The organism is Bacillus mycoides (assembly GCF_000832605.1).
Classification (GTDB): Bacteria; Bacillota; Bacilli; order Bacillales; family Bacillaceae_G; genus Bacillus_A; species Bacillus_A mycoides.
The window spans coordinates 186,742-200,467 of record NZ_CP009691.1 but is presented as its reverse complement, the minus strand read 5'-3'; the positions used below and the strand labels follow the sequence as shown (position 1 = coordinate 200,467).

The 13,726-nt window shown below is 32.4% G+C and carries 12 protein-coding genes and 2 pseudogenes; 11 read left to right on the top strand and 3 right to left on the bottom strand.

Features of this window, described 5'->3' with window-relative positions:
• The first annotated feature begins 28 nt into the window (after positions 1-28).
• From BG05_RS01035 to pseI, 7 genes are read left to right on the top strand one after another with little or no spacing between them, the layout of a single operon-like run.
• Positions 29-1,054 carry an SDR family NAD(P)-dependent oxidoreductase gene (locus BG05_RS01035; protein ID WP_003193060.1) on the top strand — a complete coding sequence of 342 codons (1,026 nt, stop codon included), beginning with the start codon at positions 29-31 and terminating at the stop codon, positions 1,052-1,054.
• Positions 1,051-2,013 carry a dTDP-glucose 4,6-dehydratase gene (locus BG05_RS01030; protein WP_016127793.1) on the top strand — a complete coding sequence of 321 codons (963 nt, stop codon included), beginning with the start codon at positions 1,051-1,053 and terminating at the stop codon, positions 2,011-2,013. The genes BG05_RS01035 and BG05_RS01030 overlap by 4 nt, the downstream gene beginning before the upstream one ends.
• Positions 2,013-3,218, top strand: a complete 1,206-nt coding sequence (gene pseC, locus BG05_RS01025) for a UDP-4-amino-4,6-dideoxy-N-acetyl-beta-L-altrosamine transaminase (RefSeq protein ID WP_003193063.1) — start codon at positions 2,013-2,015, stop codon at positions 3,216-3,218. Before BG05_RS01030 ends, pseC begins: the two co-directional genes overlap by 1 nt.
• Complete coding sequence (locus tag BG05_RS01020) at positions 3,219-4,214, top strand: cytidylyltransferase domain-containing protein (protein WP_003193065.1); 996 nt, start codon at positions 3,219-3,221, stop codon at positions 4,212-4,214.
• A gap of 39 nt (positions 4,215-4,253) precedes the next feature.
• A complete protein-coding gene (gene pseG / locus BG05_RS01015) occupies positions 4,254-5,354 on the top strand; it encodes a UDP-2,4-diacetamido-2,4,6-trideoxy-beta-L-altropyranose hydrolase (RefSeq protein WP_003193067.1) in 1,101 nt (366 codons plus the stop codon).
• Position 5,355: 1 nt separating this feature from the next.
• Entirely contained in the window at positions 5,356-5,916 is a 561-nt protein-coding gene (gene pseH / locus BG05_RS01010) for a UDP-4-amino-4,6-dideoxy-N-acetyl-beta-L-altrosamine N-acetyltransferase (RefSeq protein WP_003193069.1), read from the top strand.
• Positions 5,909-6,958: a pseudaminic acid synthase gene (gene pseI / locus BG05_RS01005; RefSeq protein WP_016127791.1), complete on the top strand. Its 1,050-nt coding sequence runs from the start codon at positions 5,909-5,911 to the stop codon at positions 6,956-6,958. Before pseH ends, pseI begins: the two co-directional genes overlap by 8 nt.
• A gap of 124 nt (positions 6,959-7,082) precedes the next feature.
• Here the strand turns inward: pseI and BG05_RS01000 are convergent, their stop codons facing one another.
• The 3 genes from BG05_RS01000 to BG05_RS00990 all read right to left on the bottom strand — a co-directional run bounded on the left by BG05_RS01000 (position 7,083) and on the right by BG05_RS00990 (position 8,795).
• Positions 7,083-8,060, bottom strand: a complete 978-nt coding sequence (locus BG05_RS01000) for a CgeB family protein (RefSeq protein ID WP_003193071.1) — start codon at positions 8,058-8,060, stop codon at positions 7,083-7,085.
• 31 nt (positions 8,061-8,091) lie between these two features.
• Positions 8,092-8,337, bottom strand: coding sequence for a hypothetical protein (locus BG05_RS00995; RefSeq protein WP_002169373.1), 246 nt, complete (start codon positions 8,335-8,337; stop codon positions 8,092-8,094).
• Positions 8,338-8,561: 224 nt separating this feature from the next.
• Positions 8,562-8,795, bottom strand: coding sequence for a hypothetical protein (locus BG05_RS00990; RefSeq protein ID WP_016127790.1), 234 nt, complete (start codon positions 8,793-8,795; stop codon positions 8,562-8,564).
• Positions 8,796-8,994: 199 nt separating this feature from the next.
• On the opposite strand from BG05_RS00990, the gene BG05_RS00985 reads away from it, so the two are divergent.
• The 4 genes and pseudogenes from BG05_RS00985 to BG05_RS00970 form a co-directional block, all read left to right on the top strand.
• Positions 8,995-9,807, top strand: coding sequence for an S-layer homology domain-containing protein (locus BG05_RS00985; RefSeq protein WP_407465368.1), 813 nt, complete (start codon positions 8,995-8,997; stop codon positions 9,805-9,807).
• Between the two features lie 740 nt (positions 9,808-10,547).
• Positions 10,548-11,669 carry an IS200/IS605 family element RNA-guided endonuclease TnpB gene (tnpB, locus tag BG05_RS00980; RefSeq protein WP_041867962.1) on the top strand — a complete coding sequence of 374 codons (1,122 nt, stop codon included), beginning with the start codon at positions 10,548-10,550 and terminating at the stop codon, positions 11,667-11,669.
• 512 nt (positions 11,670-12,181) lie between these two features.
• Positions 12,182-12,535: pseudogene (locus BG05_RS00975) on the top strand (IS4 family transposase); the annotation flags it as partial.
• Between the two features lie 157 nt (positions 12,536-12,692).
• A pseudogene (locus BG05_RS00970) lies at positions 12,693-13,526 on the top strand (anthrax toxin lethal factor-related metalloendopeptidase); the annotation flags it as partial.
• Positions 13,527-13,726 lie beyond the last annotated feature (200 nt).

Genomic DNA, 13,726 nt, shown 5'->3' with positions numbered 1-13,726 from the left:
ATTTTAAAAAGAGGAGGTATTCATATCTATGTTTTTTAAAAATAAAAACGTTTTAATTATTGGTGGAACAGGAACAATTGGAAAAAGCATTCTTTCTAATGTTTTAGAGGGAAAGCCAAAAGTTATAAGAATTTTTAGTAGAAGTGAATATAATCAATTTTTATTACAAGAAGAGTTTAGGGGTGAAAATCAAAATATTCGCTATTTAATTGGGGATATTCGAAATTATGATCGCCTATATAGCGCAATGGAAAATATTGATTATGTGTTCCATGTTGCGGCGATGAAGCATGTTTCATTTTGTGAATATAATCCGTTTGAAGCGGTATTGACCAACATTTTTGGAACACAAAATGTAATAAAAGCAGCAATTACCCAGAAAGTAAAAAAGGTGATTTTCACAAGCTCTGATAAAGCAATTTCACCAACAAATAATTACGGTGCAACAAAACTAACAGCTGAAAGATTGATAACATCAGCGGAATATTCAAAAGGATCTAGTGAAACAATATTTGCAAGTGTACGTTTCGGAAATGTTATGGGATCGAGAGGTTCTGTTATTCCCTTATTTGAAAATCAAATTAAAGAAAATCACAAAATAACTGTAACTGATCTTAGTATGAGCAGATTTATGATGACACTGAAACAAGCAACGATGTTAACCATTGAAGCAATGAAAATAGCAAAGGGCGGTGAAACTTTCATATTGAAAATGCCAGTTATTTCATTAAAAGATTTAAGTGAAGTGATGATAGAAGAAGTTACAAAGTTGTATAGTTTGTCCAAGGATAATATTAAGATTGAAGAAATTGGATTAAAACCTGGTGAAAAAATGTATGAAGAACTTATGACACATGATGAATCTTTACAGGCTTTTGAATTACCGGATATGTTTATCATACCAAGTCCACTAAAAAAGGGTGCTCAATATGAAAATGCCAATAGAGCGAAGCCAGGATTTTATCGTTCTGATTATCAAGATGCGATTTCAAAAGAAGAGCTTAGAAATTTGATTATAAACCAGCAACTACTAGCAGGAGGGGAGAAATTATGAAAATTTTAGTAACTGGTGGTGCAGGATTTATTGGTAGGTGGGTTGTAAAGCGATTATTGCAAGATAAGCATGAAGTATGGATATTAGACAATTTAGCCAATTCAACTACAGCAAATATTATCGAGTTCGTTCATGATTTAAACTTGAAGCAATGTATACAAGGAGATATTAAAGATAAAAAATTGGTTGACCAATTATTTAAAAATCATTCATTTGACCTTTGTTATCATTTAGCAGCAAGTATTAATGTTCAAGATAGTATAGATGATGCTAGAACGACTTTTGAAAATGATACAATAGGTACTTTTAATTTGTTAGAACAATGTCATAAGCATAATGTCAAAATGGTCTTTATGAGTACTTGTATGGTATATGATAAAGCTACTAATACACAAGGAATATCAGAATTAGACCCCATTAAACCAGCTTCTCCATATGCTGGATCAAAAATAGCTGCTGAAAATATGGTTCTATCTTACTATTATGCTTATAAGCTTCCAGTTGTGGTAATTCGTCCATTTAATACGTACGGACCATTCCAGAAAACTGGAGGTGAAGGTGGGGTTGTTGCCATTTTTATAAATAATAAATTAGATAAAATACCAGTAAATATTTATGGAGATGGGAAACAAACGAGAGACCTTTTATACGTTGAAGATTGTGCAGATTTCGTTGTAAAAGCAGGCTATTCTTCTAAAGCAAATGGTCATATTATCAACGCAGGAACAGGACAAGATATATCAATTAATAAATTAGCAGAATTGATTTCGGGAAATAAAGTAAGTATTCAACATGTAACTCATATCCATCCACAAAGTGAAATTCAAAAATTATTATGTAACTATGAAAAAGCAAAAACAATATTAAATTGGGAACCGAAAGTTTCTTTAGAAGATGGAGTTATTAAAACAGAAGAGTGGATTAAATCTTTAAAAATTAACCCTAAGGAGAAAGAATAATGGCCAGGGAAATTCTCGGTATACATGGGGGAAATCCTGTTAGAGGAACATATTTGCCTTATGGTCAACAACAAATTGATGACCATGATATTCAGGCAGTTATAGATATATTAAAAGGAGACTTTTTAACGACAGGACCAACGATTCAACAGTTTGAGGAGGCTATAGCAAAATACGTTGGGGCAAATTACGCTGTTTCTTTTTCAAGTGGTACAGCTGCTTTGCATGCTGCCTGCTATGCAGCTGGAATCACAGAGGGAGACGAAGTAATTACAACCTCAATGACATTTGTAGCAAGTGCAAATTGTATTTTATACCAGGGTGGAAAGCCAGTTTTCGCTGATATAGACTATGAAACATACAATATCAGTACTAAGTCTATAGAGGAAAAGATTACAAACAAAACAAAGGCTATTATTCCCGTACACTTTACTGGGCAGCCTGTAGAATTAGATAAAATAAAAAAAATAGCAAATGAGAATAACTTGATTATCATTGAAGATGCAGCACATGCATTAGGAGCCACTTATAAAAACCAAAAGATTGGTTCAATTGGTGATATGACAATGTTTAGCTTTCATCCTGTGAAACATATTACAACAGGAGAGGGTGGAGTAATTACTACAAATAATACTTTGCTTTATGAAAAGCTTGTTCAATTTCGTACACATGGAATTGAAAGGAATCCTCAAAAACTTCTTGATAATCATGGGCCTTGGTATTATGAAATGCAATTTTTGGGTTACAACTACAGGATGACTGATATACAGGCTGCTCTTGGCTTATCACAGTTAAGTAAATTAGATTCTTTTATTAAGATTAGAAAGAAATATGTAGACATTTATAATAAAGAATTTAATAGTTTACCTGAAATCATCATACCAAAGCAATTGCCCCAAACCCACTCAAGTTGGCACCTTTATATCATTCGGTTAAATACTAAATTATTAAAGGGTAATCGAAAAGAAATTTATGAGGCATTACAAAAAGAAAATATTGGTGTGAATGTGCACTATATTCCCGTACATTTACAACCGTTTTATCAAAATTTGGGTTATAGAAAAGGCCTTTGTCCACAAGCCGAAAATTTATATGAGGAAATTATTACACTTCCTCTATTTCCAAAAATGACAAAAGTTGATGTAGAGGATGTAATAAAAGCAGTAAGAAAAGTTCTTTCGTTTTATAGAGTTGCTAAACATTAAATGAAAGGGGTGTTATTAGAATTGCGAAGCAAAAAGTTGTTAAGAGCAGTAACAAAAGTTGATATAAAAAAAGGAGAAATCATTACAGCTAATAAAGTTGATATGGAACTAGGTATCGTTGAAAATGCACTGAACCAGCTTCAGTTTGAGGAATTATTACCTCAAGTAGCTTTATATAATTTGCAAGCAGGAACTCCATTAACGAAAGAGGTTATTGAACCTCCTAAAGTAGTAATTATTGTACTTTGTAGATTAAAATCTACTAGGTTGCCTTTAAAAGCAATATTGCCAATACATGGAATCCCTTCTATTGAACGCTGTCTTATAAATGCATTAGCTATTCCTGGGGGACACCAAATCATACTTGCTACTTCAGATGTAGCACAAGATAATCCTTTAGAAAAATTTGATCTAGGTGGGAAGGTTAAAATTTTCAGAGGTGATCCAGAAAATACCGCAGATCGCATACTCCAAGCTGCAAAACAAGAAAAAGCAAACATTGTTATGCGGATTACAGGAGATTGCCCAGTTGTATCACCAGAAATCAATAATTATTTACTAGAGCGACATTTGAAAAGTGGAGCAGATTATACACAAGCACAGCTAAGTACGTTACCTGTCGGAACAGCAGGCGATATTTTCACATTAGAAGCAATTGAACGTTTGCTAAAAGCCCCAAAAACTTTAAACTATACAGAATATCTTCCATTTTATTTTATAAATAACCCTCATTTATTCCGGGTCAATATAGTAAAACTTCCTCCTCCATTGTGTTATCCTTCTTGGAGGTTAACATTAGATGAACAACCAGATTTAGACATGTTTAATGAACTTTATAAAAATCTTTATGTAAAAGACGAACCTGTATTTTTTCAGCAAATAAAAGATTACATCCTTCAAAATCCTGAGCTCATTCAAATCAATAGTCATGTGAAATTGAAATGGGCGAATCAACAATCATTAGTGGATGAGCTAAATAGAGAAACAAAATTATAAATTAATAAATTGTAGTACTTTTAACGAGGAGGGAGTAACTTGCTTGAGAAAAAAATTGTCTTTCGTGCTGATGCATCTATTGAAATAGGGACGGGTCATATTATGCGTTGTTTAACATTGGCTCAGGAGTTACAGAATAAAGGTGCTCAAATTTATTTCATTTGTCGTAAGCTACAAGGTGATCTTCAGCGATATATTTTAAGTAAAGGATTCCACGTATTTTTATTAGATACAAATGATGAAAATACTGAATTCTCAAGTACAGTATATGGGAGTTATTTGAATTGGCTAAAATGTCATTGGTTTGTTGATGCACAACAAACCAATGACATTTTGTCTCAACTCCCCCAATTTGATTGGTTAATAGTTGATCATTATGGGTTAGATAAAAAGTGGGAGACTGTTTTTAAAAAAACTGTAAAAAAGATTATGGTAATTGACGATCTTGCAGATCGAGTACATGATTGTGAATTGTTATTAGATCAAAATCTATACGAAAGTCTTAATGAACGCTATAAAGAATTAATACCAGAGCACTCTTTAATAAAATTAGGACCTAAATATGCCATATTACGGCCAGAGTTCCATTCTGCTAAGAAATTTTTACGAAAAAGAACGGGTGCGGTTGAACATATTTTTATATTTTTTGGTGGGCACGATGTAACGAATGAGACATTAAAAACGTTAAGAGCTATACAAAATATTAATAGTGATACTTTAAAAATAGATGTAGTGGTAGGAAGCCAAAATCCTCATAAGAAAGATATTCAAAATTATTGCAAGAGCATTTCAAACGCTTCATTTTATTGTCAAATAGAGAATATTGAAGAGTTTATGATACGAGCGGATTTAGGGATAGGAGCTGGGGGCACAACAACATGGGAGCGCTGTTTTCTTGGATTACCTTCTATAACAATTACAACTGCACAAAATCAAATAGAAGTAACCAAAGCCGTTGCGGAGGCCGGAGCTACATGGAATATCGGTACAGCTGAAAGTGTTTCAGATGAAACCATTACGAAATGTCTAAACAAACTTTTAACAGATTCAGATAAAGTGAGAGAAATGTCTAATAAAGCTCTTGCCATAAAGTGTGCCAGTAATTCGGATGAAATAACAAAAATTATTTTAGGAGGATAGTATGTTAAACATTGAAAAATTCCATTTGAAATGTATAGAAAAGAAAGATTTAAATCTTATTTTAAAGTGGAGGAATACAGAAGAAATTCGTTCTGTTATGTACGAAGATCATAAAATAACAATAGACGAACACTATAAATGGTTTGAAAAACTAAAATATGATGAAACAATGATTGCAAGATTACTAATATATAAAGAAAAGCCAATTGGATTTGTTAATTTTACAAAAATAAATAAAATAGATCGAACTTGTAATTGGGGATTTTATATAGGAGACAAACAGAGTGTAAGGCGTGCTGGAACTGTATTAGGTATAGTAGCATTAGACTATATTTTTGAAACAAATGGCATACAAAAAGTATGTGCAGAAATATTAGAATCAAATCGTATTAGTTTAAACTTTCATCAGAAACTCGGCTTCCAGGAAGATGGAAGACATGTGAACCATATTTTCAGGGATAATGAATTTATCGACGTTATTACAATGACCCTTTTTTATGAACAATGGATGGAAAGGAAAGAAGCTATAAAAAAAGAAATTGAAGGTGAAAAATATGAGTAATTTATATATCGGGGGTAGAGAGATTGGCAATAGCTCGCCACCATTTATTATTGCAGAAATGTCAGGGAATCATAATCAATCATTAGATAGAGCCTTGCAAATTGTAGAGGCAGCAGCAGAGGCTGGAGCACAAGGATTTAAAATTCAAACATATACACCAGATACAATGACTTTAAATATAGAAAATGGTGATTTTTTAATTCAGGATACGAAAAGCTTATGGAAAGGTAAAACACTTTATCATTTATATAAAGAAGCATATACACCATGGGAGTGGCATAAACCCATTTTTGATCGCTGTATAGAATTAGGAATGATACCATTTAGTACTCCATTTGATGAAACTGCTGTAGATTTTCTAGAAACATTGAATGTTTCTTGTTATAAAATCGCATCTTTTGAAAATACTGATATTCCCCTCATACGTAAAGTAGCAACGACAGGAAAACCAATAATCATTTCGACAGGTATGGCTTCTATTGCTGAATTAGATGAAACAGTAAGAGCTGCGAGAGAAGAGGGATGTAAAGAATTAATTCTATTAAAATGTACAAGTACGTATCCTGCATCTCCGAAATCTACAAATATAGCTACGATACCTCATATGAAGGAGTTATTTAAATGTGAAGTAGGTTTGTCTGATCATACACTTGGTGTAGGAGTATCTGTAGCGAGTGTCGCCTTGGGAGCCACAGTAATAGAGAAGCATTTAACGCTTTCGAGATCGGATGGAGGAGTTGACGCTGATTTTTCAATGGAACCTGCTGAATTTAAATTATTAGTAAGCGAAACTGAAAAAGCATGGGAATCTTTGGGTAAAGTATATTATGGCCCTACTGATTTAGAAAAAGATTCTTTAAAATTTAGAAGGTCATTATATGTTGTAGAAAACATAAAAGCGGGAGAGGCTTTCACGATAGAAAATATTAAAGCTATTAGACCAGGTAATGGCTTATTACCAAAACACCTATCCAAAATTATCGGAAAGAAAGCGAATAAGGACATTGAAAAAGGAACGCCTGTTTCGTGGGATCTTATTTGATAGGGTACAATTAGATACTACTAGGAATTCGTTGAATAAATTAAAATGCCTTTTCAATTTAATGAAAAGGCATTTTAATTTATTCAGAATGATTATAGAAAAAAGATATTTTTAATTTAATAACCTAATAAAGTTGTGATTGTAAAATAGTCGTAATAAAATGGATTCTCTCATGAAAAGTATGCTGTGTAATAACTTTTGTATGAATTTTTTCGACCATTAATCTTTTCGAAATCGTATCATTCAAATGAAAAGATACTTTATTTAAACAGTCCTCAAAGCTATTATAGGATATAATTTCATCTTTATTGAAGAAAGATGAAAGGTCAGATTTTTCTTCAATAATTTGAAAGCCTTGGCAAGCTGCAATATCAAACGTACGATTATTAATGGTATTATTTTTTACTTTATTTTTATTTTTATTCTGTGAAAATAGATGACTACGATGAGGGTTTAATATAAGACTAGCGTTATTATAATAGAGTGCAACTTCTTGAGGTGGAATCCATTCTTCTATAATTTTAATTCTCCGGTGATTTTTCCATTTTTTAATTAACTTATTTCTCCAGTGTTGACCAATAACGGTATAGTGATAAGGGGTTTTTTCCAAAAGAAACTGCATCAATTTTACTCGGGTTGGATAAGGATATCCAATGAACAATATTTCACTTTTATATTTCGAATTTCTTAGACCAGGCTTAAATACATCTATATTAGTTGCTAATGGTAAGTGGTATACATTGGTATATCCTAAACCTGAATAATATTTAAGTGCTTCACTATCAATAGTAAATATAAAATCAAAGTTCTTTAATAGAAGAAGAGAGGTATCTATATAAAATGGGTCCTCTGTTAACCAGACAGCTAATTTAATGTTCCTTTTTTTAAAATATTGAATTGCTTTTTGTGGTAGATGATTACCTAATAAGGTGAAAACAATATCAGGATGAAACGTTGTTGTAATGAAATCCAATTGCTCTATTAATTCACTCGGCTGTACTGCTAACCATTCGAAATTTTGATCGATAAGTGTTCTCTGTATGCTTTGATCTAGATATTGATAGATTTTTGAGTAACCGGAAGTAATGTATAAGAGTTTCATATTTCAATCCCTGCTTTAGGTTTAAAATATATTATGAGATAAATGTAACACTTTCTATTTCTTTACAACTGATCTTAGTAATACTTGTAGTAGGAGGAGTAACTGAATTTTCCTCTTCTAATGTGACGATACAAGTATTAGGGTTAAAATTTGTAAAAATAGCAGGTCCAATAATATTTCCAGATTTACCAGTCACAGTAACGACTTCGCCTGGTTGTAAATTTTTAAAAATACTACATACTCCACCTGAACAACGAAATAAATTACATAAGAACAAATTTATCCCTCCTTTAAACAATATACTATATCATATGAAAGTATGTAGAGGGATGTGTAGACAAGTAACCTTTAGAAGGGAAAAAATTCAGTTTAAAGCAACTTATTGAAATGATAGATACAATGGAATAATACATTTTGGAGCATTTTGATTAGATTATCCATAGTTAAGACATTCATTAGAATGTCTTAACTATGGATTGAACTTTAACCACCTGAAGCATCTTAAGGGGTGGTTAAAGTAACACTTTCTATATCTTCACAACTTATGAATATGGTATTGGTAGAAGAGGGGGTTATCACATCTTCTTCAACTAATACAACCGCACAAATAGTCGGAAAGAACAATGAAAAAGTAGCAGGTCCAATAATTTGTCCTGATTTAGTGGTAATTGTAACAACCGTTCCTGTTGGCCACGAAGAGAATAAAAAACAAGCTAAACCTTTGCATTCTGCCATATTAAGCCCTCCTAACTTTAAGTGTTGATTAATATAATACAATTCAAACATTTTATATTGTATGTGGTAACAATATGAAATGTTTGGACTAATAAAAAAACTAGAATTATATAAAAATGTAAAAGTAGTATATTAACTTACATCTATCTTTTTTAGTTAGCCTGGATGTTATTTGTTTTTAAAAATATAATATTTTAATATAAAAGAAGTTAGTGAGAAATATCCTTGGGTTAAATGGTTTCAAAAAGATGGAAACTGGTATTATCGTGATAAAGAGGGCCCTCTGGTTAAAGGCCTACAATCTATTAATGGATACAAATACTACTTTAATGAAGATGGTGTTATGCAAACAGGCTTACAAACTATTAAGAGACAAGTATATTATTTTAACGAAAATGGTACTATGGTTACAGATTGGAAAGACGTAGATAATAAATGGTATTATTTTAATGAAAATGGCATTAAAGTTCCTAATGTATTTTTAGATGTTCCAGAAAGTCATTGGGGGTATGACCAAATATCATATATGGCAGGAAATAAAATTATAAATGGATATGGGAATGGTTACTTTGGAGCAAATGATAATCTTACACGTGAACAATTAGCAGCCGTCTTATATAAATCTTTATCACTGCCGGATACAAGTGATAATCCTTTTACAGATATAAATGATAGCCCATTTAAAAAAGAAATTTTGTCCTTAACGAAGAGCGGTATTTTTTCAGTAAATGGGGAAAAGACATTTAATCCAAAAAACACTGCGACAAGGGCTGAAATTGCAGTAGTGTTAACTAAAGCATTTAACTTGAAAATCAAAGCTAATTATGAATTCAATGATATGAAAGATCATTGGGCGAATGAATATGTAAAAGCTTTATATAGCAATGGGATTGCAAGTGGTACAGGAAATAAAAATTTCAATTCAGGAGCGAATGTTTCAAGAGCAGAAATGGCTGTATTTTTATATAGAGCAATCAACTTAAATCCGAATTTTGTACCAAAGCCTATTTAATCTTATAATAAGATGGCTTTAATACGAAGCCTATATAGGCTTCGTACCAGTTTGTTTTGAAATTGACTCATCATTTTGAGTGTAAAAAAGTTTATATCAACACAATTCATCTTTTCTCTAATCAAAGTTATAGGTTTTGAAAAAACTAACTAATTTGATCAAAAAATGCACCCTAATTGTTAGTCACATAATTGACAATTAGAGGTGCATTTTTTATAGTCTATTTTTAAAATACAAGCACTAAGACGGTATATAAGGTGTTGAAAATTAAAAAACAATTTCTAAGTGTGGATTTGAAATAAAGTCGTACCGTTTTGAAAAAGTTTAACCGTTTTAAAGAATACATTTTAAAAGAAATGTTGTTGTAGCAGGATTTATGATGAATTTCAATCAAACTTTTTTATAAAAATTGTGTATTAGTTCACAAGAGTAATTCTATTTTTAATCAATCTTTTTTCAAAATATGAAGGGTTCTCTTTTAATACAAACAACTTATTAATATGTTTTGAATCAAACTTTATCATTTTAGCCAAGAAGACTCCTTCCTCAAGGAACGTGAAGGGCCACAGCCTAGTGAGTAGGTGGGAGATGAATTGGCTTCGGACAAGGGATGGCAAGAGCCATCTTAATTGTTCGACAGGTAGTAAAGTGTTACTTGACAAATTGTCATGATCATTTTACTATATTTCGAATGTACGTTCGGTATATAATAGATATATATCGAAATGGAGGTGAAACTTATGATTATCAATAAAGCATATAAATTTCGTATATATCCAAATAAAGCACAAGCAACTCTAATCAATAAAACGATTGGTTGTTCTCGTTTTGTATTCAATCATTTCCTATCTCTATGGGATAATGCATACAAGGAAACAGGAAAAGGTTTGACATATGGTACATGCTCTGCCAAACTCCCTGCCATGAAGAAAGAGTTTGTTTGGCTAAAAGAAGTGGATAGTATTGCGATTCAGTCGTCTGTTCGCAACCTTGCGGATGCTTATACACGCTTTTTCAAAAAACAAAACAGCTCCCCGTGTTTCAAATCTAAGAAGAACAACGTACAATCTTATACCACAAAACAAACAAATGAAAACATTGCTGTTGTAGGCAACAAAATGAAATTGCCAAAACTAGGTCTTGTTCGATTTGCCAAAAGTCGTGAAGTAAAGGGACGTATTTTAAATGCTACGGTTAGAAGGAACCCTTCTGGTAGATACTTTGTGTCATTGTTAGTGGAAACAGAAGTGCAAGAACTCCCGAAAACACTTTCTTACATTGGAATGGATGTAGGGCTAAAAGACTTCGCGATTTTGTCAGATGGAACAACCTATAAAAACCCGAAGTTTTTTCGATCGTTAGAAGAGAAGTTGGCAAAAGTACAGCGTGTTCTTTCTAGAAGAATGAAAGGATCTTCTCGCTGGAATAAACAAAGAATTAAGGTAGCTAGAATTCATGAATATATAATGAATTCTAGAAAAGATTACTTGGACAAAATCTCAACTGAAATCATCAAAAACCACGATGTTATCGGTATAGAAGATTTGCAAGTATCGAATATGTTAAAAAATCATAAGTTAGCAAAAGCAATTAGTGAGGTATCATGGTCACAGTTTCGAACCATGTTGGAATATAAAGCAAAATGGTACGGCAAACAAGTCATTGTCGTATCCAAAACATTTGCTTCAAGCCAATTATGTTCTTGTTGTGGATATCAAAACAAAGACGTTAAAAATCTAAACCTACGTAAATGGGAATGCCCTTCTTGTAGTACACATCATGATAGGGATATTAACGCAAGTATCAATCTAAAGAATGAAGCGATAAGGCTTCTAACCGCAAGGACTGCGGAGATAGCCTAATAAATTAGAGTTCGATAGAACTCTTTACTTAGGAATCCCCCACTTCTAAACGAAGTGAAAGTGGGGGTAGTTCAATACAAGTAGGGATTTAGCAAACACTCATGTTGGGATTCTAACGTCAAATGGAACATCTAATGTATTATTTGATGATGTCCAAGTTATAGGTGCAAAAAAAAGCTAAACTAATATGGGTTCTGATGTAAAAACTTTGAAACATATAAAAATGGTTTATCAAACTTGGATATACTGATAGGAGCACCATACATGCCCATCAACAATACCCCTAAGTACCAAGAAAACGTTATTCTTTCTAAACTGATATGCTCTCCTTTAGGTAGACAGATAAAAAATAAAAATCTGTTTGCTTGAAGGAGAGTTTTGTTAATGTCTAAAAAAGTTTACTCTGCGGAGGATAAATTTAACATATTGAAAGAATGGGAGGATGGTAATTATTCACTAAATGAACTTGAGTCCGTTTTTAAAGTAAGTCGCATCAATCGAAGCACTCATCAAGTCCTGAGGGACTGAATCAACGGTTTAATAAGGCGGCCGTCCTACTTTTACACCCCCTACTAGCCGAACTACTAAGCAAAAAATTGGCCGCATCTATGCCGATTTCTTCTCCATACACTTCTGTTTTCAAGCAAACTCGTATTTTAGATTCAACTGCATTTCAACTCCCAGATGTATTTTCATCGGTTTATCCAGGTGGACAGTTCCTACATATTCATACAGGTCCAGGTAAACAACATGATCGCACTTACGGCTCTCTGTGTGTCCCAACTGTAACAGCAAATGATTTATGTATCCGAGATTTAGGTTGTTTTCATTTAAAAGACCTTCAATACATACAATATAAAAAGGCAAGCCAGTATGAAAAATAAAATTAACCCAGAATTATTGGAATCATGAAATGAGGCTTTTAAAAGGAATGCTTATTTCTTCAATCACTATCAATTTTGTTTTTGAAATATCCCTATTTAATCAAAGGGTTATTAAAAATCATATAACGGGAGGATTTATATGAAAAAAAATACAATTTTGATATTATTGATATTTATTCTGTCTATTTCCCTTACAAACCATCCCCTTGCAGCCGAAACTTTAAACAACCTTGAGTTTATAAAAGAACAACAGACTAAAAATGAAAGGCTTATTCATATTGATATAAGAGGAAATAATGTGGAAGAATATCAAGAGGCACAACATATGGTTGATAGAATAAAAAAAATAAAAAGCGGCATACTTGATAAATTAGTGGCAGACGGAACATATGTAAAACTTGTTAATTATCCTATCACTGAGTCTGACGAATACAGGGACCTAAAAGGATTAATTCCACGAGGATGGGAAGGGCAAACCAATGCCGAAGGAAAACAATTGACCTGGGATGATGTACCAGGTGTGGGATCTGATATTGGTGGAAAACCTGTAATGGCTAGAATAGGTTTTAGTGAAAGAGGAAAGGGGCATGGTTCCATTAATTTAGAACTTCATGAAATAGCGCATGCAATTGATCGAGTGGTTTTTTTTAATATAAGTCATACTGATTTGTTTGATGTTCCTTTCAGTCAAGAGAGACAGAAAATTTTCCCGGATAAATATTACGAAAATAAGGAAGAATATTTTGCGGAATGTTTTACATATTATTATTTTAGCGAATCATCTAAGCAAGAGCTAAAAGATAAGGCTCCATTGACTTATAGATGCATAGATTTATTAATTAAAACTGTTCAAGGGGATTCCAATTCAACAGAACCTATTAATGAACTATTAGACGGAAATCAATTTGCTTGGTCTTTAAAAGGATATAGTGATCGAGAATTCGCAAAAGTAGATTATAACAAGAAGGCAGAGTTAACTATGGCTTTAAAATAAAGTCGCGATGTTTATAAAAAAGATACGATGCTCTATCCCTTTAGGTGGTTATCTAAAGGGGTATTTTTATACTAAAAAGGAAAAGAACATCTGAATTGAAGGATAGACTAGGGCACTGTTGTGTGGCAATAAGTTATTCCTGTGAACTACTCGCCACTTAGCAAGGCTTGAAGTGGGAG

Bases quoted from the DNA above. Each gene is read 5' to 3' on its own strand.
- BG05_RS01035 (WP_003193060.1), top strand. From the start codon at position 29: ATGTTTTTTAAAAATAAAAACGTTTTAATTATTGGTGGAACAGGAACA.
- BG05_RS01030 (WP_016127793.1), top strand. From the start codon at position 1,051: ATGAAAATTTTAGTAACTGGTGGTGCAGGATTTATTGGTAGGTGGGTT.
- pseC (WP_003193063.1), top strand. From the start codon at position 2,013: ATGGCCAGGGAAATTCTCGGTATACATGGGGGAAATCCTGTTAGAGGA.
- BG05_RS01020 (WP_003193065.1), top strand. From the start codon at position 3,219: ATGAAAGGGGTGTTATTAGAATTGCGAAGCAAAAAGTTGTTAAGAGCA.
- pseH (WP_003193069.1), top strand. From the start codon at position 5,356: ATGTTAAACATTGAAAAATTCCATTTGAAATGTATAGAAAAGAAAGAT.
- pseI (WP_016127791.1), top strand. From the start codon at position 5,909: ATGAGTAATTTATATATCGGGGGTAGAGAGATTGGCAATAGCTCGCCA.
- BG05_RS01000 (WP_003193071.1), bottom strand. From the start codon at position 8,060: ATGAAACTCTTATACATTACTTCCGGTTACTCAAAAATCTATCAATAT.
- BG05_RS00990 (WP_016127790.1), bottom strand. From the start codon at position 8,795: ATGGCAGAATGCAAAGGTTTAGCTTGTTTTTTATTCTCTTCGTGGCCA.
- tnpB (WP_041867962.1), top strand. From the start codon at position 10,548: ATGATTATCAATAAAGCATATAAATTTCGTATATATCCAAATAAAGCA.